The organism is Haemophilus influenzae (assembly GCF_001457655.1).
GTDB classification, from domain to species: domain Bacteria; phylum Pseudomonadota; class Gammaproteobacteria; order Enterobacterales; family Pasteurellaceae; genus Haemophilus; species Haemophilus influenzae.
Window position 1 is genome coordinate 572,507 of record NZ_LN831035.1, and the last position, 21,360, is coordinate 593,866.

Below are 21,360 nucleotides of genomic sequence, written 5' to 3' on the forward strand. Positions count from 1 at the left end.
TTTTATTAACTTTAATCAGGTATGACTATGTTTAAAAAAATCTCTGTTTTATTTTTTACGTTAATATTGGCAGGTTGTTCTTCTTGGTCATCGGTTACTAACCATATTCCATTTATGGGGAACGATAAAAAAGTGATTGATTTAGATAAAGATAAAATCGATCAAAAATCTTATGCAGCTGCTTATGAAGCGACTGTGGCGACATATAAAGGTCGCGTGAATGAAAATTTCTTTGTAGATAATTTTGCAAGTGGTGCGAATGACTGGTATTTAGGCCGTATTTTAGTTCCAGTGAAACAAATTCAGGATAAACTTTACACTGGCAGCCATGATTCTGATGTATATGCCTATTATAGCGGCGTGTTACATGCGGAAGCATTGCAAGCGAACCTTAAACGTTTGAGCGCAAATTGTTGGGAAAAAGTGGATTCGCAAAGTATGGCTCAAGGTATTTATGATGCGATGCGTGATTTACAAAAAGGCGAAGCGCGCGGAGAAAATGATGAATATATTGTGCAAGGTAGTGAAGCGCTGCTGAAAGCCTGTACATCTAAATAATTGTTTTTCAATAAGCTGCTGGTCGATTTGTTTCATCCGCAGCTTTCTTTTTAAATTATTAAGGAGCAAGAATGTTAGAACTTTCGGAAAGCAACATTCATTTAAATGCTAATGCAATTGATAAACAACAAGCGATCGAAATGGCAGCGTCCGCATTGGTTCAAGCAGGCAATGTTGAAAATGGTTACTTGCAAGGAATGTTAGTGCGCGAGCTGCAAACCTCAACCTTTTTAGGCAATGGCATCGCTATTCCTCATGGCACCTTGGATACTCGTTTGATGGTAAAGAAAACGGGCGTGCAAGTGTTTCAATTTCCTCAAGGCATAGAATGGGGCGAAGGAAATATTGCTTATGTCGTGATTGGTATTGCGGCGCGATCTGATGAGCATTTGTCCTTATTACGCCAACTAACCCATGTATTGAGCGATGAAGATACTGCAGCAAAATTAGCAAAAATAACTGATGTGGCTGAATTTTGCGCGATTTTAATGGGCGAGACAATTGATCCATTTGAAATTCCTGCTGCCAATATCAGTTTAGATGTAAATACCCAAAGTTTATTAACTTTAGTTGCGATTAATGCGGGGCAATTACAGGTGCAAAGTGCGGTAGAAAATCGCTTTATTTCTGAAGTGATAAATAATGCGGCATTACCACTTGGCAAAGGGTTATGGGTAACGGACTCTGTCGTAGGAAATGTGAAAAATGCCTTAGCATTTAGTCGTGCCAAAACGATTTTTAGCCACAATGGCAAGGCCGTAAAAGGCGTGATAACCGTTTCAGCCGTCGGTGATCAAATTAATCCAACTTTGGCGCGTTTATTAGATGACGATGTCCAAACAACCTTGCTCAATGGAAATTCAACAGAAATTTTGACCGCACTTTTGGGTTCATCGAGTGATGTTGAAACTCAATCTGTAGAAGGTGCTGTTGTAGGAACCTTTACGATTCGTAATGAACACGGCTTACATGCACGCCCAAGTGCAAATTTGGTTAATGAAGTGAAAAAATTCACTTCTAAAATAACCATGCAAAATCTTACTCGTGAAAGTGAAGTCGTCAGCGCAAAAAGTTTGATGAAGATTGTTGCGCTTGGTGTAACACAAGGACATCGTTTACGTTTTGTGGCAGAGGGGGAAGATGCAAAACAAGCAATTGAATCATTGGGCAAAGCGATAGCCAATGGCTTGGGCGAGAATGTTTCGGTAGTGCCACCGTCTGAACCCGATACCATTGAGATTATGGGCGATCAAATTCACACACCTGCGGTAACAGAAGATGATAATTTGCCGGCAAATGCCATTGAAGCCGTATTTGTGATTAAAAACGAGCAAGGTTTGCATGCTCGTCCAAGTGCAATATTGGTAAATGAAGTGAAGAAATATAATGCTTCCGTAGCAGTTCAAAACCTTGATCGTAATTCTCAATTAGTCAGTGCTAAAAGTTTGATGAAAATTGTAGCATTAGGCGTAGTCAAAGGGACTCGTTTACGTTTTGTTGCGACGGGCGAAGAAGCGCAACAAGCTATTGACGGAATCAGCGCTGTGATCGAATCGGGTTTAGGGGAATAGTATGGCAAGCGTCGTAACCATTACCTTAAATGCCGCCTATGATTTAGTTGGGCGTTTAAATCGTATTCAACTTGGCGAAGTAAATACGGTAGAAACATTGGGCTTATTCCCTGCTGGAAAAGGCATTAATGTCGCAAAAGTACTAAAAGATTTAGGCGTTAATGTTGCAGTAGGCGGTTTCTTGGGCAAGGATAATTCAGCTGATTTCGAGCAAATGTTTAATCAGCACGGTTTGAAAGATAAATTCCACCGTGTTAATGGCAAAACACGTATCAATGTAAAAATTACCGAGACTGAAGCGGATGTGACAGATTTAAATTTCTTGGGATATCAAATAAGCCCACAAATTTGGCAACAATTTGTGACGGATTCTTTGGCTTATTGTTTAGATTATGACATTGTCGCAGTTTGTGGCAGTTTACCTCGAGGTGTGTCTCCTGAATTGTTTGCTGATTGGTTAAATCAGCTTCATCAAGCTGGCGTTAAAGTGGTGCTTGATAGTAGCAATGCTGCGCTTACCGCTGGATTAAAAGCGAAACCTTGGCTAGTAAAACCCAATCATCGAGAACTTGAGGCTTGGGTTGGTCATTCATTAAATAGTCTTGAAGAAATTATTGCCGCTGCACAGCAACTCAAAGCGGAAGGCATTGAAAACGTGATTATTTCAATGGGCGCAAAAGGTTCTTTATGGATTAATAATGAAGGCGTGCTTAAAGCCGAACCAGCAAAATGTGAAAATGTCGTGAGTACCGTTGGAGCAGGGGATTCAATGGTAGCAGGCTTAATCTATGGTTTTGAAAAAGGTTTATCGAAAACAGAAACCTTAGCTTTTGCTACGGCTGTGTCCGCTTTTGCGGTATCTCAGAGTAACGTCGGTGTGAGTGATTTGAGTTTACTTGACCCCATTTTAGAAAAAGTACAAATAACGATGATTGAAGGATAGTATGAAGTTATTTTTAACCCAATCAGCTAATGTAGGCGATGCGAAAGCCTATTTATTACATGAAGTTTTTCGAGCAGCTGCACAAAAAGCAAATGTCTCTATTGTAGAAACACCAGCCGAAGCAGATCTTGTTCTTGTATTTGGTTCTGTATTACCAAATAACCCTGCGTTAGTTGGTAAAAAAGTCTTTATTATCGGCGAAGCTATCGCCATGATTTCTCCTGAAGTAACATTGGCAAATGCCTTAGCGAATGGGGCTGATTATGTTGCACCGAAAAGTGCGGTGAGTTTTACAGGTGTTTCTGGTGTAAAAAATATTGTTGCGGTAACGGCTTGTCCAACTGGCGTTGCACATACGTTTATGTCAGCCGAAGCGATTGAAGCCTATGCGAAAAAACAAGGTTGGAATGTAAAAGTTGAAACCCGTGGTCAAGTTGGGGCTGGCAATGAAATTACTGCAGAAGAAGTCGCGGCGGCTGATTTGGTATTTGTTGCAGCAGATATTGACGTGCCTTTAGATAAATTTAAAGGTAAACCAATATACCGCACTTCAACAGGATTAGCCTTGAAGAAAACTGAGCAAGAATTTGATAAGGCATTTAAAGAAGCCAAAATTTTTGATGGTGGAAATAATGCGGGAACGAAAGAAGAAAGCCGTGAGAAAAAAGGTGTGTACAAACACTTAATGACTGGTGTTTCTCATATGTTACCGTTAGTGGTTGCTGGTGGATTGTTGATCGCGATTTCCTTTATGTTCAGTTTTAATGTAATTGAAAATACAGGAGTTTTTCAAGATCTTCCTAATATGTTGATTAATATCGGTAGTGGTGTGGCGTTCAAGTTAATGATTGCCGTGTTTGCTGGTTACGTTGCATTTTCTATCGCTGATCGTCCAGGACTTGCAGTTGGTTTGATTGCAGGGATGCTGGCAAGTGAAGCGGGTGCAGGGATTCTTGGCGGTATTATTGCAGGTTTCTTAGCCGGCTATGTGGTGAAAGGGCTAAATGTGATTATTCGATTGCCAGCAAGCCTGACTTCATTAAAACCGATTTTAATTTTACCGCTCTTGGGTTCGATGATTGTTGGTTTGACGATGATTTACCTCATCAATCCACCAGTGGCTGAAATTATGAAAGAGCTAAGTAATTGGCTTACTTCAATGGGCGAAGTGAATGCGATTGTGTTAGGCGTAATTATCGGCGCAATGATGTGTATCGATATGGGCGGACCAGTAAATAAAGCAGCGTACACTTTTTCTGTTGGATTGATTACCTCCCAAGTTTATACACCAATGGCTGCGGCAATGGCCGCAGGTATGGTTCCTCCAATTGGTATGACAGTTGCGACTTGGATTGCTCGCAATAAATTTACCGTTAGCCAACGCGATGCGGGGAAAGCATCATTTGTTCTTGGTTTATGTTTTATTTCTGAAGGTGCATTACCATTTGTGGCAGCAGATCCAATTCGAGTCATTATTAGCTCTGTGATTGGTGGTGCGGTGGCTGGTGCGATTTCAATGGGATTAAATATTACCTTACAAGCTCCGCACGGCGGATTATTTGTCATTCCATTTGTATCTGAGCCGTTGAAATATCTTGGTGCAATTGCGATTGGTGCTTTATCAACAGGTGTGGTTTACGCCATTATTAAATCGAAAAACAATGCGGAATAATACCGCACTTTGAATGTAAAAAATAATTTTCATTGAAAAAGTTAGACTATGAAATCAAGGACTAAGCTCTGTAATCTACAGGGCTTAGTCCTTTTAGTTATGGATGTATTCGTGAATCGTTTGTAAAAGTAGGAGCAATCTTTTTCTTTCAGTTTTGCTTTTTTAATTTGGGCGTCAGAAAGCGGATTTGTTAAGTATGCCATAAAATAGCCCTACTTAGTAATATAACAAACTAGGCGTTAATCCTAGTATTTACAAGTCTCTATGCTGTTTTAGTAATAGATTTTTTTGCCTTAGCGTGAATATATTATTAAGTCTATTACTAAGATTCTAAGGTTCGATAGTATTTTATAGTGGAGTATAGGGAATAAAAAAGCCTTGATTTCAGTAGAATCAAGGCTTTGTAATGCTTTTAGTGCTGTATATTTTTAATTTGGTGCTCTGGGCGAGACTTGAACTCGCACGACCTGTGGTCACTACCCCCTCAAGATAGCGTGTCTACCAATTCCACCACCAGAGCTTTAATTTTTATGCTAATCCTATTTTATTGTGGGATGTCGCTATTTTTATTGTCTTTCGCTGGAGCTGCTTGTTGTTGCTGAACTTGCTCTGCAGCTTGTGATAAATCGTCAAAAGTACCTTTTTGAACATTGCCTTTATGTGAATTCATATTACCTAAAACAAGAGCAATAACAAAAAATGCGGTTGCTAAAATCGCGCTAGTACGTGTTAAAAAGTTACCTGCACCAGCAGAGCCAAACATTGTACCTGATGCGCCACCACCAAAAGATGCACCAGCGTTCGCTCCTTTACCTTGTTGAACGAGAATAAACCCGATCAAGGCAATCGCGACAACAACATAAATAAATAAAAGAACTTGATACATTTTTTCTCTCTAATTTGCAATTTTGCAAGAAAACTGGTCGTGAATGTTATAGAAAATTCAATTTTCTCGCAAGTGCTTTGCATAAAAAAAATATTAATTGGTTTAACTTTAATCAGTTTCACCGTTTGATTTACTCGATTTTTTTACCGCACTTTTAGGTTTCACTCTATCGGATTTAATCATTTTAATGCGGCTTAATTGTCTTAATGCATTAAGATCTACAAAACGGACTAAATCAGGTAACATTTGATTCAAGTTATGCATAAATTGTTGATAGGTTGCTTGTTTTTGACTAATGTCTGTGAGTTGCGATTCCCAATGAGCCGTCATATCTGGTTGGGTGGCAATATCTGGTAATGCCTGAATTAAAATTCTTCCAGTTTCTGTACTGTGAATATTTCGCCCTTTTTTAGTTAAAAAACTGCGTTTAAAAAGTAATTCAATGATGCCAGCACGAGTAGCCTCTGTACCCAATCCATCGGTTTCTCGCAGGATTTTTTTGAGTTCTTTATCCTGCACAAATCGCGCAATGCCCGTCATTGCTGAAAGCAAGGTTGCATCGGTGAAAGGCTTTGGCGGCTGAGTTTTTTTACTCATCACTTCTCCTCGTTCACAATGCAAAATTTGACCTTTCTTTACTATTGGTAATAAGGGTTCTTGATTTTCTGTGTCGTCTTCTTTGCCTAACAATTCTTTCCACCCAGCCGTTTGTAAATTTCGCGCTTGGGCTATAAAAGTACCGCCAGCGATATTTAATGTGATTTTACTTTTACGATATTCTGCGTCAGGACAAAATTGCATTAAATATTGGCGAGCGATAAGGCTGTAAATATTACGTTCTTCTTGTGTTAGATTTACTGGACGATTTTTGGCAGTAGGAATGATTGCGTGGTGAGCCTCTACTTTTTTATCATTCCAACAGCGATTTCTCTGTTCAGTTGAAATGACATTTGGTAAGCGTTGATAAGCTTCACAATGGGTTGAAATTGCATTTAATACATTGTGGCGTTCGGCAAAATGTTCTTCGGGTAAATAGCGACAATCAGAACGCGGATAAGTAATTAAACGATGAGTTTCATACAGGCGTTGGCATGCATCTAATACGGCTTGAGCGGACATACCGAATCGCTTTGCTGCATCAATTTGTAACGCAGAAAGTGAATAAGGCAAGGGCGCCGTTTCTTTTTCACGAACGTCTTTGTATTCGGTGACTTCTGCTGGTTGATTTGTAATACGTTTTACAACGTTTTCTGCTAATCCTTTAGAGAGCACCCTGCCGTCATCATCTTGGTAATCCTCGCAAGCTTTGCTAGGTTGCCATAAGGCACTGAAAAGTGCGGTTGATTTTTCTGGAGTTTTTTCTTCTTTGCTCTCTGGATTAACCCAAGCCTGTACTTCAAAGAAGTCTTTGGGCTGGAAATGCTCAATTTCTAAATCTCGACGTACAATTAAACCTAGCACAGGGGTTTGCACTCGTCCAACAGAAAGCACGCCATCATAGCCAGTTTGTCTACCTCGAATGGTATAAGCTCTGGTCATATTAATGCCATAAAGCCAATCGGCACGAGCTCGTGCGAGTGCGGATGTGGCAAGAGGAATAAAATTACGGTTGGGTTGTAATTTTTTAACCGCTTTTTCTACCGCACTTGGATTTAGGTCGCTAATCAAGCAGCGTAAAATTTTATCGCGTTTTTCGGCAGATAAATTGGCATAACTGAAGACTTCATCTACAAGTAATTGTCCTTCTCTATCTGGGTCTCCTGCATTAACAAGTGTATCCGCTTGATGGATTAGTTTTTCTACCACAGAAAGTTGTTTTTTTACTTCTTTTCGCGGTAAAAGTTGCCATTTTTCAGGAATGATAGGGAGATGTTCTAAACGCCATTGTTTGAATTTAGGATCATAGGCATCGGGTTCTGCTTGCTCGAGCAAATGCCCTACACACCAAGTTACCACATCATTATCGCCACATTTAATAAAACCATCCCCACGTTGATGGGGTTTGGGTAGCACATCTGCAATAGCACGAGCTAGGCTTGGTTTTTCGGCGATAAATAAACGCATAATGGTATGAGAAGATTAGTCGATTTGACGACGACCTAGAAAAGAGTGAGTAAGCGTTGTGCCGTCCACAGTTTCTAGTTCACCACCGACAGGGATACCGTGAGCGATACGACTCACTTTGATATTATGTTGGCGGCACATTTCAGCAATGTAGTTTGCCGTCGCATCGCCCTCCACTGTTGGATTTGTTGCAAGAATCACTTCGTGGAAAGATTCTTCTACTAAGCGTTTTTGCAGTAAATCTAAGCCAATTTCACGAGGCCCAATACCATCAAGTGGAGACAAATGTCCCATTAAAACAAAATAACGTCCTGAAAATTGCCCCGTTTGCTCAATCGCTTGAATATCTGCGGGCATTTCAACGACACAAAGCAAACCTGAATTTTGACGGCGTGGATTATTGCAAATGTTGCAAGTGTCTTCTTCCGTAAAGTCTCGACATTGTGAACAATGACCAATTTTAGACATAGCTTCTGTGAGTGCTCGAGCTAAATTCATTCCACCGCTACGATTACGCTGTAAAAGATGATAAGCCATACGTTGCGCAGATTTAGGCCCTACGCCTGGAAGACAACGTAAGTTTTCAATAAGGTGTTCTAAAAGTGGACTGCTTTGCATAATTTGAGATGAAATATAAGGCTACTTTCCGCTCCCTCTATTTACGGGGGAATACCGAAGACTTAGGGGGAACCCCCTTCCGTCGCTTTGCGACACCTTCCCTCGCAAGCAGGGGAAGACAAGTGTTCGATTAAAACGGAAACTTCATTCCTGGTGGTAATGGCATTCCAGCGGTAACTGATGCCATTTTTTCTTTTTGTAATTCTTCTGCACGACGCACCGCATCGTTAAAAGCAGCTGCGATTAAATCTTCTAACATTTCTTTATCGTCTTCCATTAAAGAAGGATCAATGTCAATACGGCGGCAGTTATGTGCACCATTAATCGTGATTTTCACTAAACCTGCACCAGATTCACCCGTTACTTCTAGTTGTGCGATTTCTTCCTGCATTTTTTGCATTTTTTCTTGCATTTGTTGGGCTTGTTTCATCAAGCCGCCTAAACCGCCTTTTCCAAACATAATGTTATCCTTTATTAAGTCAAAAATTGCGTGCATTCTAGCGAAAAAATGGGCTTTTGGGAACAGTAGGGTTAATGATTTTGGGGATTTAAAATCTCAGAAAATTTCACCGCACTTTTGAAGTCAAGTGCGGTGAAATTTAGTGGTGTTTAGAATGGGAAGAGACGGTTATTCAGGGGTAATCCATTCGACAGTCCAGCTTCCAGTACCTTCTGGAACTAATGTTTTTGTGAGATAAGGCAAAATTTCTTTCATTTGGGTTTCTAATGTCCAAGGTGGATTAATTACCACCATACCGCTCGCAGTCATTCCTCGTTGATCGCTATCTGGGCGAACAGCGAGCTCAATTCTTAGAATTTTTCTAATTCCCGTTGCTTCTAAACCCTTAAAAATACGTTTAGTTTGTTGGCGTAATACAACAGGATACCAAATCGCATAAGTGCCAGTGGCAAAACGTTTATAGCCCTCTTCAATGGCTTTAACAACGAGATCATAATCATCTTTTAATTCATAAGGCGGATCGATGAGTACTAAGCCCCGGCGTTCTTTTGGCGGAAGCGTTGCTTTGACTTGTTGAAAACCATTGTCACATTTTACGGTGACATTTTTGTCGTCGCTAAAATTATTGCGAAGAATTGGATAATCGCTAGGATGAAGCTCGGTCAATAGTGCGCGATCTTGTGGGCGCAACAATTCTGCAGCAATTAACGGTGAGCCAGCATAATAACGTAGTTCTTTGCCACCATAATTGAGTTTTTTGATCATTTTTACATAACGGGCAACATCTTCGGGTAAGTCTGTTTGATCCCACAAGCGTCCAATACCTTCTTTATATTCCCCCGTTTTTTTTGATTCGTTTGAAGATAAACGATAACGACCTACACCAGAGTGCGTATCCAAATAAAAAAAGCCTTTTTCTTTAAGTTTAAGGTTTTCCAAAATAAGCATTAAGACGATATGTTTTAAGACATCAGCATGATTGCCTGCGTGAAATGAGTGACGATAACTCAGCATAATATATCCTTTGTTTTATAACGAAGGCGAGCCAATTGACTCGCCCGATTTCACACTAAAGTGCGGTCATTTTTAGAAGAGTTCTTGTGGTTGCGTCGCTGGCGTATTGCCTTCATTATTTAAGCGTTGCTGTAACTCTGTAGGAACGTAATAACCACGCTCTTGCATTTCCGAAAGATAGGTACGTGTCGGTTCTGTTCCCACAATAAAATATTCTTTGCGCCCACCGTTTGGAGAAAGCAAACCTGTCAAAGTATCAATGTTTTTTTCCACAATTTTTGGCGGCAGTGGCAATTTACGTTCAGGTTTATCACTCAAAGCCATTTTCATATAAGTGATCCAAGCTGGCATGGCTGTTTTCGCACCCGCTTCTCCACGCCCAAGTACTCGTTTGTTATCATCAAACCCAACATAAGTTGTAGTGACTAAGTTTGCACCAAATCCCGCATACCAAGCCACTTTTGAACTGTTGGTAGTACCTGTTTTACCGCCTATATCGCTACGTTTAATACTTTGTGCAATGCGCCAGCTGGTGCCTTTCCAGTCTAAACCTTGTTCGCCATAAATTGCCGTATTTAAGGCACTACGAATGAGAAAAGCAAGTTCGCCACTAATGACACGTGGCGCATATTCTATTTTCGACGAGGCATTTTTTGCAGCAGCCATTAAATCAATCGCATCTTCTTTAAGTGCGGTGAAATTTGATTGTAATTCTGGCAGTTCAGGCACAGTTTCAGGTTGTTGATCTAATTCTTCGCCATTGGTGCTGTCATCTGTTGGTTTTAAGGCACTCTCGCCTAAAGGAATATTGGCAAAGCCGTTGATTTTGTCTTTGGTTTCGCCATAAATTACAGGTATATCATTACATTCAATGCAAGCAATTTTAGGGTTTGCAATAAATAAGTCTTTACCCGTGTTATCTTGAATTTTTTCAATGATATAAGGTTCAATGAGGAAACCGCCATTATCAAACACCGCATAAGCTCGCGCCATTTCTAATGGTGTGAAAGAGGCTGCGCCAAGTGCTAAGGCTTCGCTAGCAAAATATTGATCACGTTTAAAACCAAAACGTTGTAAAAATTCTGCTGTGAAATCAATACCTGCTGTTTGGATCGCACGAATAGCAATCATATTTTTGGATTGACCTAATCCTACGCGTAAACGCATCGGGCCATCATAACGATCAGGCGAGTTTTTCGGTTGCCACATTTTTTGTCCCGGTTTTTGAATAGAAATCGGGCTGTCTTGTAATACACTAGAAAGCGTTAAGCCTTTTTCTAATGCTGCCGCGTAAATAAATGGTTTAATAGAAGAACCCACTTGAACTAAAGACTGTGTGGCTCGATTGAATTTACTTTGTTCATAACTAAATCCGCCCACCACTGCTTCAATCGCGCCATTATCTGAATTAAGAGAAACTAATGCTGAATTTGCTGCGGGAATTTGTCCTAATTGCCATTCCCCATTAGCACGCTGACGAATCCAAATTTGCTCGCCGACTTTCACAGGATTGCTTCTGCCTGTCCAACGCATTGCATTGGTTGATAAGGTCATTTTTTCCCCAGAAGCGAGCAATATATCAGCACCGCCTTTTGCAATTTCAATCACTGCCGCAGGAATAAATGGCTCTGAATCAGGTAGCTTGCGTAGAAAACCGACAATGCGATCATTGTCCCAAGCGGCTTCATTTTTTTGCCATAATGGCGCGCCACTGCGATAACCGTGACGCATATCATAATCAATCAAGTTATTACGCACAGCTTTTTGGGCTTCAGCTTGGTCTTTTGAAAGTACAGTGGTAAATACTTTATAACCACTGGTGTAAGCATTTTCTTCGCCAAAACGACGCACCATTTCTTGACGCACCATTTCAGTGACATAATCAGCACGAAATTCAAATTTTGCGCCGTGATAACTCGCCACAATCGGCTCTTTCAATGCAGCATCATATTCTTCTTTGCTGATGTATTTTTCATCTAACATACGGCTTAGCACCACATTGCGACGTTCTTCTGAACGTTTTAGCGAATAAAGCGGATTCATTGTTGAAGGTGCTTTAGGTAAACCAGCAATAATCGCCATTTCAGATAAGGTCAATTCATTCAATGCTTTACCGAAATAGGTTTGTGCCGCTGCTGCAACACCATAAGAACGATAGCCTAAAAAGATTTTGTTTAAATAAAGCTCTAAGATTTCTTGTTTGTTGAGGGTATTTTCAATTTCTACCGCAAGCACCGCTTCACGGGCTTTACGAATAATGGTTTTTTCTGGGGTTAAGAAAAAGTTACGCGCTAATTGTTGAGTAATCGTACTTGCACCTTGTGATGCACCGCCATTACTCACTGCGACAAACAATGCACGAGCAATGCCGATAGGGTCTAATCCGTGATGATCGTAAAAACGATTGTCTTCCGTTGCTAAAAATGCGTCAATTAAGCGTTGTGGCACATCGGCTAATTTCACTGGAATACGGCGTTGCTCGCCCACTTCGCCAATTAATTTACCGTCAGCCGTATAAATCTGCATTGGTTGTTGTAATTCAACGGTTCTTAATGTTTCTACTGAGGGCAATTCCGATTTTAGGTGGAAATACAACATTCCGCCAGCCACTAAACCTAAAATACATAAAGTTAATAGGGTGTTTAATATTAATTTTGCGATCCGCATCGTAAAATTCTCGCTTGGTTAATGAATATTCTTGTCAAGAGACCTATGATTTAGTTGTTAAGTATAAAAGATTCAGCCTTTAAAGAATAGGAAAGAATATGCAATTCTCCCTGAAAAATTACCGCACTTTACAAATCGGCATTCATCGTAAGCAGGGTTATTTTGATTTTGTGTGGTTTGATGATCTTGAACAGCCACAAAGTTATCAAATTTTTGTTAATGATCGTGATTTTAAAAATCGTTTTTTACAACAGCTAAAAACACAATATCAAGGGAAAACCTTTCCTTTACAGTTTGTGGCAAGCATTCCCGCTCACTTAACTTGGTCGAAAGTATTAATGTTGCCACAAGTGTTAAATGCGCAAGAATGTCATCAACAATGTAAATTTGTGATTGAAAAAGAGCTGCCTATTTCTTTAAATGAATTATGGTTTGATTATCGTTCTACCTCGTTAAAGCAAGGTTTTCGATTAGACGTTACTGCAATTCGTAAAAGTACTGCTCAAACTTATTTGCAAGATTTTCAGCCATTTAAAATTAATGTATTGGATGTTGCGTCAAATGCTATTTTGCGTGCATTTCAGTATTTGTTGAATGAACAAGTGCGGTCAGAAAATACCTTATTTTTATTTCAAGAAGATGACTATTGTTTGGCGATCTGTGAAAGATCGCAGCAATCGCAAATTTTACAATCTCACGAAAATTTGACCGCACTTTATGAACAATTTACCGAACGTTTTGAAGGACAACTTGAACAAGTTTTTGTTTATCAAATTCCCTCAAGTCATACACCATTACCCGAAAACTGGCAGCGAGTAGAAACAGAACTCCCTTTTATTGCGCTTGGCAACGCGCTATGGCAAAAAGATTTACATCAACAAAAAGTGGGTGGTTAAATGTCGATGAATTTATTGCCTTGGCGTACTTATCAACATCAAAAGCGTTTACGTCGTTTAGCTTTTTATATCGCTTTATTTATCTTGCTTGCTATTAATTTAATGTTGGCTTTTAGCAATTTGATTGAACAACAGAAACAAAATTTGCAAGCGCAGCAAACATCTTTTGAACAACTTAATCAGCAACTTCACAAAACTACCATGCAAATTGATCAGTTACGCAGTGCGGTGAAAGTTGGTGAAGTTTTGACATCTATTCCCAACGAGCAAGTAAAAAAGAGTTTACAACAGCTAAGTGAATTACCTTTCAACAAGGAGAACTGAATAAATTTAAACAAGATGCCAATAACTTAAGTTTGGAAGGTAACGCGCAAGATCAAACAGAATTTGAACTGATTCATCAATTTTTAAAGAAACATTTTCCCAATGTGAAATTAAGTCAGGTTCAACCTGAACAAGATACATTGTTTTTTCACTTTGATGTGGAACAAGGGGCGGAAAAATGAAAGCTTTTTTTAACGATCCTTTTACTCCTTTTGGAAAATGGCTAAGTCAGCCTTTTTATGTGCACGGTTTAACCTTTTTATTGCTATTAAGTGCGGTGATTTTTCGCCCCGTTTTAGATTATATCGAGGGGAGTTCACGTTTCCATGAAATTGAAAATGAGTTAGCGGTGAAACGTTCAGAATTGTTGCATCAACAGAAAATTTTAACTTCTTTACAGCAGCAGTCGGAAAGTCGAAAACTTTCTCCAGAACTGGCTGCACAAATTATTCCTTTGAATAAACAAATTCAACGTTTAGCTGCGCGTAACGGTTTATCTCAGCATTTACGTTGGGAAATGGGGCAAAAGCCTATTTTGCATTTACAGCTTACAGGTCATTTTGAGAAAACGAAGACATTTTTAACCGCACTTTTGGCTAATTCGTCACAGCTTTCAGTGAGTCGCTTGCAGTTTATCAAACCCGAAGACAACCCATTGCAAACCGAGATCATTTTTCAGCTAGATAAGGAAACAAAATGAAACATTGGTTTTTCCTGATTATATTATTTTTTATGAATTGCAGTTGGGGACAAGATCCTTTCGATAAAACACAGCGTAACCGTTCTCAGTTTGATAACGCACAAACAGTAATGGAGCAGACAGAAATAATTTCCTCAGATGTACCTAATAATCTATGCGGAGCGGATGAAAATCGCCAAGCGGCTGAAATTCCTTTGAACGCTTTAAAATTGGTGGGCGTAGTGATTTCTAAAGATAAAGCCTTTGCCTTGTTGCAAGATCAAGGTTTGCAAATTTACAGCGTTTTAGAGGGCGTTGATGTGGCTCAAGAGGGCTATATTGTAGAAAAAATCAACCAAAACAATGTTCAATTTATGCGTAAGCTCGGAGAGCAATGTGATAGTAGTGAATGGAAAAAATTAAGTTTTTAAAGGAAGATTATGAAGAAATATTTTTTAAAGTGCGGTTATTTTTTAGTGTGTTTTTGTTTGCCATTAATCGTTTTTGCTAATCCTAAAACAGATAACGAATGTTTTTTTATTCGTTTATCGCAAGCACCTTTAGCTCAAACACTGGAGCAATTAGCTTTTCAACAAGATGTGAATTTAGTGATGGGTGAGAGGTTAGAAGGCAATATTTCTTTGAAATTAAACAATATTGATATGCCACGTTTGCTAAAAATAATCGCAAAAAGTAAGCATCTTACTTTGAATAAAGATGATGGGGTTTATTATTTAAACGGCAGTCAATCTGGCAAAGGTCAAGTTGCAGGAAATCTTACGACAAATGAACCGCACTTAGTCAGCCACACGGTAAAACTTCATTTTGCTAAAGCCTCTGAATTAATGAAATCCTTAACAACAGGAAGTGGATCTTTGCTTTCTTCTGCGGGGAGCATTACCTTTGATGATCGCAGTAATTTGCTGGTTATTCAGGATGAACCTCGTTTTGTGCAAAATATCAAAAAACTGATTGCTGAAATGGATAAGCCTATTGAACAGATCGCTATTGAAGCGCGAATTGTGACAATTACGGATGAGAGTTTGAAAGAACTTGGCGTTCGGTGGGGGATTTTTAATCCAACTGAAAATGCAAGACGAGTTGCGGGCAGCCTTACAGGCAATAGCTTTGAAAATATTGCGGATAATCTTAATGTAAATTTTGCGACAACGACGACACCTGCTGGCTCTATAGCATTACAAGTCGCGAAAATTAATGGGCGATTGCTTGATTTAGAATTGAGTGCGTTGGAGCGTGAAAATAATGTAGAAATTATTGCAAGTCCTCGCTTACTCACTACCAATAAGAAAAGTGCGAGCATTAAACAGGGGACAGAAATTCCTTACATCGTGAGTAATACTCGTAACGATACGCAATCTGTGGAATTTCGTGAGGCAGTACTTGGTTTGGAAGTGACGCCACATATTTCTAAAGATAACAATATCTTACTTGATTTATTGGTAAGTCAAAATTCCCCTGGTTCTCGTGTCGCTTATGGACAAAATGAGGTGGTTTCTATTGATAAGCAAGAAATTAATACTCAGGTTTTTGCCAAAGATGGGGAAACCATTGTGCTTGGCGGCGTATTTCACGACACAATCACGAAAAGCGAAGATAAAGTGCCATTGCTTGGCGATATACCCGTTATTAAACGATTATTTAGCAAAGAAAGTGAACGACATCAAAAACGTGAGCTCGTGATTTTCGTCACGCCGCATATTTTAAAAGCAGGAGAAACGTTAGAGGCGTTGAAACAAAAAAGTGCGGGGAAAAAATAACTTTTTTAGACGATGAATTTTTTTAATTTTCGCTGTATCCACTGTCGTGGCAATCTTCATATTGCAAAAAATGGGCTATGTTCAGGTTGCCAAAAACAAATTAAATCTTTTCCTTATTGCGGTCATTGTGGTGCGGAATTGCAATATTATGCGCAGCATTGTGGTAATTGTCTTAAACAAGAACCAAGTTGGGATAAGATGGTCATTATTGGGCATTATATTGAACCTCTTTCGATATTGATTCACCGTTTTAAATTTCAAAATCAATTTTGGATTGACCGCACTTTAGCTCGGCTTTTATATCTTGCGGTGCGTGATGCTAAACGAACGCATCAACTTAAATTGCCAGAAGCAATCATTCCAGTGCCTTTATATCATTTTCGTCAGTGGCGACGGGGTTATAATCAGGCAGATTTATTATCTCGGCAATTAAGTCGCTGGCTGGATATTCCTAATTTGAGCAATATCGTAAAGCGTGTGAAACACACCTATACTCAACGTGGTTTGAGTGCAAAAGATCGTCGTCAGAATTTAAAAAATGCCTTTTCTCTTGTTGTTTCGAAAAATGAATTTCCTTATCGCCGTGTTGCGTTGGTGGATGATGTGATTACTACTGGTTCTACACTCAATGAAATCTCAAAATTGTTGCGAAAATTAGGTGTGGAGGAGATTCAAGTGTGGGGGCTGGCACGAGCTTAATATAAAGCACTGGAAAAAAAAGCGCGATAAGCGTATTATTCCCGATACTTTCTCTCAAGTATTTAGGACATAATTATGGAACAAGCAACCCAGCAAATCGCTATTTCTGATGCCGCACAAGCGCATTTTCGAAAACTTTTAGACACCCAAGAAGAAGGAACGAATATTCGTATTTTCGTCGTTAATCCGGGTACGCCTAATGCGGAATGTGGCGTATCTTATTGCCCCCCGAATGCCGTGGAAGAAAGCGATATTGAAATGAAATATAATACTTTTTCTGCATTTATTGATGAAGTGAGTTTGCCTTTCTTAGAAGAAGCAGAAATTGATTATGTTACCGAAGAGCTTGGTGCGCAACTGACCTTAAAAGCACCGAATGCCAAAATGCGTAAGGTGGCTGATGATGCGCCATTGATTGAACGTGTTGAATATGTAATTCAAACTCAAATTAACCCACAGCTTGCAAATCACGGTGGACGTATAACCTTAATTGAAATTACTGAAGATGGTTACGCAGTTTTACAATTTGGTGGTGGCTGTAACGGTTGTTCAATGGTGGATGTTACGTTAAAAGATGGCGTAGAAAAACAACTTGTTAGCTTATTCCCGAATGAATTAAAAGGTGCAAAAGATATAACTGAGCATCAACGTGGCGAACATTCTTATTATTAGTGAGTTATAAAAGAAGATTTATAATGACCGCACTTTTGAAAGTGCGGTTATTTTTATGGAGAAAAAATGAAAATACTTCAACAAGATGATTTTGGTTATTGGTTGCTTACACAAGGTTCTAATCTGTATTTAGTGAATAATGAATTGCCTTTTGGTATCGCTAAAGATATTGATTTGGAAGGATTACAGGCAATGCAAATTGGAGAATGGAAAAATCATCCGTTGTGGCTTGTGGCTGAGCAAGAAAGTGATGAACGAGAATATGTGAGTTTGCGTAACTTGCTTTCACTGCCAGAGGATGAATTCCATATATTAAGCCGAGGTGTGGAAATTAATCATTTTCTGAAAACCCATAAATTTTGTGGAAAGTGCGGTCATAAAACACAACAAACTCAAGATGAACTTGCAGTGCAATGTATTCACTGTGGGTATCAAACTTATCCTGTGATTTGCCCATCAATTATTGTTGCGGTTCGTCGTGGTCACGAAATTCTATTGGCAAATCATAAGCGACATTATAGTCCTAACGGAGGAATATACACGACGCTTGCAGGTTTTGTCGAAGTAGGGGAAACATTTGAACAAGCGGTGCAGAGAGAGGTTTTTGAAGAAACAGGGATTTCAATAAAAAATCTTCGTTATTTCGGTAGCCAACCTTGGGCATTTCCAAATTCTCAAATGGTCGGTTTTCTGGCTGATTATGAAAGCGGAGAAATAACATTGCAGGAAAGTGAAATTCATGATGCACAATGGTTTTCTTATGATCAACCCTTGCCAGAATTACCGCCAACGGGTACTATCGCTCGCAAATTAATTCATGTGACGCTTGAACTTTGTAAAGCGGAACATAAATGCGATTAATAAATATTCCAACTCTTACGAATTAAGGAAATAAGATGCGAAATCCGATTCATAAACGCTTAGAAAACTTAGACAGTTGGCAACATCTTACTTTTATGGCTGCTTTATGTGAACGTATGGCACCAAATTTTAAATTGTTCTGTCAAATGAACGAGCTTAGCGTTGAAACCAAAACGTATCAAAATATTCTCAATTTGGTGTGGGAATATTTAACAATTAAAGATGTCAAAATCAACTTTGAAAATCAGTTGGAGAAATTAGAAAGCATTATTCCTGATGTGAATGATTATGATAGTTTTGGTGTTGTGCCAGCGTTAGATGCCTGTCAGGCTTTAGCTGAAATTTTACACGCCATTATTGCGGGCGAAACCTTAGAAAAAGCGGTGGAAATAAGCCTAATTTCGTTGGGAACAGTAAGGGCATTATTGGAAACAGAAACTGGACGAGATTGGTCAGAAAGTAAACTAAAAGAAAATGAAGATATTCAAACAGAACTTGATGTGCAATGGCAAGTTTATCGTTTGCTTAAAGAATGTGAAAAACGTGATATTGAATTAATTTTAGCTTTAAAAAATGAAATTCGGACTGAGGGTATATCTAACATTGGTATAGAATTTCATCAATAACGTGAGATTTGTCACAATTTTTATAAATCATGCTTTTAATTCATCTCAAGTTAGATTATCCTTTGCACAGTTTTTGCGACAAATTCGCAAAGATACTTTTAAAGAATCAAACTTTTTATTTAACAGAAGGTACAAATTTATGAACAAAACAGATTTAATTGATGCAATTGCAAACGCTGCAGAGTTAAACAAAAAACAAGCTAAAGCAGCGTTAGAAGCGACTTTAGATGCAATTACTGCGAGCCTAAAAGAAGGTGAGCCTGTACAATTAATCGGCTTCGGTACATTTAAAGTAAATGAACGTGCTGCTCGTACTGGTCGTAACCCACAAACTGGTGCTGAAATCCAAATCGCAGCATCTAAAGTGCCAGCATTTGTATCTGGTAAAGCATTAAAAGATGCAATCAAATAATTGATAACATCAATGAAATGAAGCCCTGTCGATTGCGCAGGGTTTTTTTTATTGTGTAAACGCGTGGCAAATGTAAAAACAAACTTAGTAATAGGATAAATAAGGAAAACTTATGTGTGGTATTGTCGGTGCAGTAGCGCAACGAGATGTAGCGGAAATCTTAATTAATGGTTTACATCGTTTAGAATATCGTGGTTATGATTCAGCTGGTGTTGCAGTAATCAATAAACAAAATGAATTACAACGTATTCGTTGTTTAGGCAAAGTTAAAGCTTTAGATGAAGCCGTATCAGAAAAACCATTAATTGGTGGAACGGGAATTGCACATACTCGCTGGGCAACTCACGGCGAACCATCAGAAACTAATGCGCATCCGCATTCATCAGGTACTTTTGCTGTAGTACATAACGGTATTATTGAAAATCACGAAGAACTTCGCGAATTATTAAAATCTCGTGGTTATGTCTTTTTATCACAAACAGATACTGAAGTGATCGCTCACCTCGTTGAATGGGAAATGCGTAGCACGGATTCCCTTTTAGAGGCTGTGCAGAAATCGGTAAAACAACTCACGGGCGCATATGGTATGGTGGTAATGGACAGCCGTCATCCTGAACATTTAGTGGCAGCTCGTTCTGGTAGTCCACTTGTGATTGGCTTAGGTATCGGTGAAAATTTCTTAGCTTCAGATCAACTTGCGCTTTTAAGTGTTACTCGCCGTTTTATCTTTTTAGAAGAAGGAGATATTGCAGAAATTACACGTCGTACAGTTGATATTTATGATACTCACGGTAATAAGGCTAAACGTGAAATTCACGAGTCTAATCTTGAAAATGACGCTGCAGAGAAAGGTAAATTCCGTCATTTTATGCAGAAAGAAATTTACGAACAGCCAACTGCACTTATTAATACAATGGAAGGGCGTATTAATCACGAAAATGTGATTGTTGATTCAATCGGTAATGGTGCAAAAGGCATTTTAGAAAAAGTTGAGCATATTCAAATTGTTGCTTGTGGTACATCTTATAATGCAGGTATGGTGGCGCGTTATTGGTTTGAATCTTTAGCTGGCGTGAGCTGTGATGTTGAAATTGCATCAGAATTTCGTTATCGCAAATTTGTTACCCGTCCAAATAGCTTATTGATTACCCTTTCTCAATCTGGCGAAACAGCCGATACTTTAGCTGCACTTCGTTTAGCGAAAGAAAAGGGCTACATGGCAGCATTAACAATTTGTAATGTTGCTGGCTCTTCGCTCGTACGCGAATCAGATCTTGCATTTATGACTCGTGCTGGTGTTGAAGTTGGGGTGGCATCGACAAAAGCATTTACGACACAGCTCGCTGCATTATTAATGCTGGTAACGGCACTTGGTAAAGTTAAAGGTCATATTTCTGTAGAAAAAGAACGTGAAATTATTAAAGCAATGCAATCTTTACCTGCTGAAATTGAAAAAGCGTTAGCCTTTGATAGAGAAATTGAAGCTTTAGCAGAGGATTTTGCTGAAAAACATCATGCGCTTTTCTTAGGCCGTGGTGCGTTTTATCCAATTGCGGTAGAGGCTTCTTTGAAATTGAAAGAGATTTCTTATATTCACGCTGAGGCCTATGCGGCAGGAGAATTGAAACACGGGCCATTAGCGTTAATTGATGCTGATATGCCAGTGATTGTCGTTGCACCAAATAATGAATTATTAGAAAAAGTAAAATCGAACATTGAGGAAGTGCGAGCTCGTGGTGGTCAATTATACGTATTTGCCGATAAAGAAGCAGGATTTACGCCAAGTGAAGGAATGAAAATCATCACGATGCCAAAAGTCAATGATATTGTTGCACCGATTTTTTATACCATTCCAATGCAATTACTTTCTTATTATGTGGCTTTAATTAAAGGCACTGATGTAGATCAACCTCGTAACTTAGCAAAATCAGTTACCGTTGAATAAAGTGCGGTTGATTTT

Annotated in this window: 20 protein-coding genes, 1 tRNA gene and 1 pseudogene; 15 read left to right on the forward strand and 7 right to left on the reverse strand. The window is 39.1% G+C overall.

Annotation, left to right across the window (positions count from 1 at the left end):
* Positions 1 to 27: 27 nt before the first annotated feature.
* From AT683_RS02815 to AT683_RS02830, 4 genes are all read left to right on the forward strand, one after another.
* Entirely contained in the window at positions 28 to 558 is a 531-nt protein-coding gene (locus AT683_RS02815; RefSeq protein ID WP_038440586.1) for a hypothetical protein, read from the forward strand.
* 71 nt (positions 559 to 629) lie between these two features.
* A complete protein-coding gene (gene fruB, locus AT683_RS02820) occupies positions 630 to 2,129 on the forward strand; it encodes a fused PTS fructose transporter subunit IIA/HPr protein (protein ID WP_058222164.1) in 1,500 nt (499 codons plus the stop codon).
* A gap of 1 nt (position 2,130) precedes the next feature.
* Positions 2,131 to 3,072, forward strand: a complete 942-nt coding sequence (gene fruK / locus AT683_RS02825) for a 1-phosphofructokinase (protein ID WP_011272055.1) — start codon at positions 2,131 to 2,133, stop codon at positions 3,070 to 3,072.
* Position 3,073: 1 nt separating this feature from the next.
* Positions 3,074 to 4,744 (forward strand): fructose-specific PTS transporter subunit EIIC, encoded by a 1,671-nt coding sequence (locus AT683_RS02830; RefSeq protein ID WP_058222165.1) that lies wholly within the window; start codon positions 3,074 to 3,076, stop codon positions 4,742 to 4,744.
* Positions 4,745 to 5,178: 434 nt separating this feature from the next.
* Here AT683_RS02830 and AT683_RS02835 read toward each other — a convergent pair.
* From AT683_RS02835 to AT683_RS02865, 7 genes are all read right to left on the reverse strand, one after another.
* Positions 5,179 to 5,264: transfer RNA gene (locus AT683_RS02835), tRNA-Leu, on the reverse strand.
* A 24-nt stretch (positions 5,265 to 5,288) separates the two neighbouring features.
* Positions 5,289 to 5,630 carry a preprotein translocase subunit SecG gene (secG, locus tag AT683_RS02840; protein WP_005649335.1) on the reverse strand — a complete coding sequence of 114 codons (342 nt, stop codon included), beginning with the start codon at positions 5,628 to 5,630 and terminating at the stop codon, positions 5,289 to 5,291.
* Between the two features lie 108 nt (positions 5,631 to 5,738).
* Positions 5,739 to 7,694: a DNA topoisomerase III gene (locus AT683_RS02845; RefSeq protein ID WP_011272053.1), complete on the reverse strand. Its 1,956-nt coding sequence runs from the start codon at positions 7,692 to 7,694 to the stop codon at positions 5,739 to 5,741.
* A gap of 15 nt (positions 7,695 to 7,709) precedes the next feature.
* On the reverse strand, positions 7,710 to 8,312 hold the full coding sequence (gene recR / locus AT683_RS02850) for a recombination mediator RecR (RefSeq protein ID WP_005626527.1): 603 nt from the start codon (positions 8,310 to 8,312) through the stop codon (positions 7,710 to 7,712).
* A 130-nt stretch (positions 8,313 to 8,442) separates the two neighbouring features.
* Positions 8,443 to 8,772 (reverse strand): YbaB/EbfC family nucleoid-associated protein, encoded by a 330-nt coding sequence (locus AT683_RS02855; RefSeq protein WP_005629464.1) that lies wholly within the window; start codon positions 8,770 to 8,772, stop codon positions 8,443 to 8,445.
* A 168-nt stretch (positions 8,773 to 8,940) separates the two neighbouring features.
* On the reverse strand, positions 8,941 to 9,786 hold the full coding sequence (locus AT683_RS02860) for a 23S rRNA (adenine(2030)-N(6))-methyltransferase RlmJ (RefSeq protein WP_011272052.1): 846 nt from the start codon (positions 9,784 to 9,786) through the stop codon (positions 8,941 to 8,943).
* A gap of 72 nt (positions 9,787 to 9,858) precedes the next feature.
* The gene (locus AT683_RS02865; protein WP_011272051.1) at positions 9,859 to 12,453 is read right to left on the reverse strand and encodes a penicillin-binding protein 1A; all 2,595 of its coding nucleotides are present in this window, start codon (positions 12,451 to 12,453) and stop codon (positions 9,859 to 9,861) included.
* Positions 12,454 to 12,551: 98 nt separating this feature from the next.
* On the opposite strand from AT683_RS02865, the gene AT683_RS02870 reads away from it, so the two are divergent.
* The 11 genes and pseudogenes from AT683_RS02870 to glmS all read left to right on the forward strand — a co-directional run bounded on the left by AT683_RS02870 (position 12,552) and on the right by glmS (position 21,345).
* Positions 12,552 to 13,349 (forward strand): type IV pilus biogenesis protein PilM, encoded by a 798-nt coding sequence (locus AT683_RS02870; RefSeq protein WP_011272050.1) that lies wholly within the window; start codon positions 12,552 to 12,554, stop codon positions 13,347 to 13,349.
* Positions 13,350 to 13,855 (forward strand): annotated as a pseudogene (comB, locus tag AT683_RS02875) (competence protein ComB). It begins immediately after the preceding gene.
* Positions 13,852 to 14,373: a competence protein ComC gene (gene comC / locus AT683_RS02880; RefSeq protein ID WP_011272048.1), complete on the forward strand. Its 522-nt coding sequence runs from the start codon at positions 13,852 to 13,854 to the stop codon at positions 14,371 to 14,373. The pseudogene comB and the gene comC overlap by 4 nt, the downstream one beginning before the upstream one ends.
* Positions 14,370 to 14,783 carry a pilus assembly protein PilP gene (locus AT683_RS02885; RefSeq protein ID WP_011272047.1) on the forward strand — a complete coding sequence of 138 codons (414 nt, stop codon included), beginning with the start codon at positions 14,370 to 14,372 and terminating at the stop codon, positions 14,781 to 14,783. Before comC ends, AT683_RS02885 begins: the two co-directional genes overlap by 4 nt.
* A gap of 9 nt (positions 14,784 to 14,792) precedes the next feature.
* Positions 14,793 to 16,130, forward strand: coding sequence for a type IV pilus secretin PilQ (gene pilQ / locus AT683_RS02890; RefSeq protein WP_011272046.1), 1,338 nt, complete (start codon positions 14,793 to 14,795; stop codon positions 16,128 to 16,130).
* A gap of 12 nt (positions 16,131 to 16,142) precedes the next feature.
* Positions 16,143 to 16,829, forward strand: coding sequence for a ComF family protein (locus AT683_RS02895; protein WP_011272045.1), 687 nt, complete (start codon positions 16,143 to 16,145; stop codon positions 16,827 to 16,829).
* A gap of 75 nt (positions 16,830 to 16,904) precedes the next feature.
* The gene (gene nfuA, locus AT683_RS02900) at positions 16,905 to 17,501 is read left to right on the forward strand and encodes a Fe-S biogenesis protein NfuA (protein WP_005649300.1); all 597 of its coding nucleotides are present in this window, start codon (positions 16,905 to 16,907) and stop codon (positions 17,499 to 17,501) included.
* 66 nt (positions 17,502 to 17,567) lie between these two features.
* Positions 17,568 to 18,362, forward strand: coding sequence for an NAD(+) diphosphatase (gene nudC / locus AT683_RS02905; RefSeq protein WP_005686893.1), 795 nt, complete (start codon positions 17,568 to 17,570; stop codon positions 18,360 to 18,362).
* A gap of 35 nt (positions 18,363 to 18,397) precedes the next feature.
* Positions 18,398 to 18,988, forward strand: a complete 591-nt coding sequence (locus AT683_RS02910; protein ID WP_005686892.1) for a YjaG family protein — start codon at positions 18,398 to 18,400, stop codon at positions 18,986 to 18,988.
* A 139-nt stretch (positions 18,989 to 19,127) separates the two neighbouring features.
* The gene (locus AT683_RS02915; RefSeq protein ID WP_005630954.1) at positions 19,128 to 19,400 is read left to right on the forward strand and encodes an HU family DNA-binding protein; all 273 of its coding nucleotides are present in this window, start codon (positions 19,128 to 19,130) and stop codon (positions 19,398 to 19,400) included.
* Positions 19,401 to 19,512: 112 nt separating this feature from the next.
* Positions 19,513 to 21,345, forward strand: a complete 1,833-nt coding sequence (gene glmS / locus AT683_RS02920; protein WP_005686891.1) for a glutamine--fructose-6-phosphate transaminase (isomerizing) — start codon at positions 19,513 to 19,515, stop codon at positions 21,343 to 21,345.
* The last annotated feature ends 15 nt before the right edge of the window (positions 21,346 to 21,360 follow it).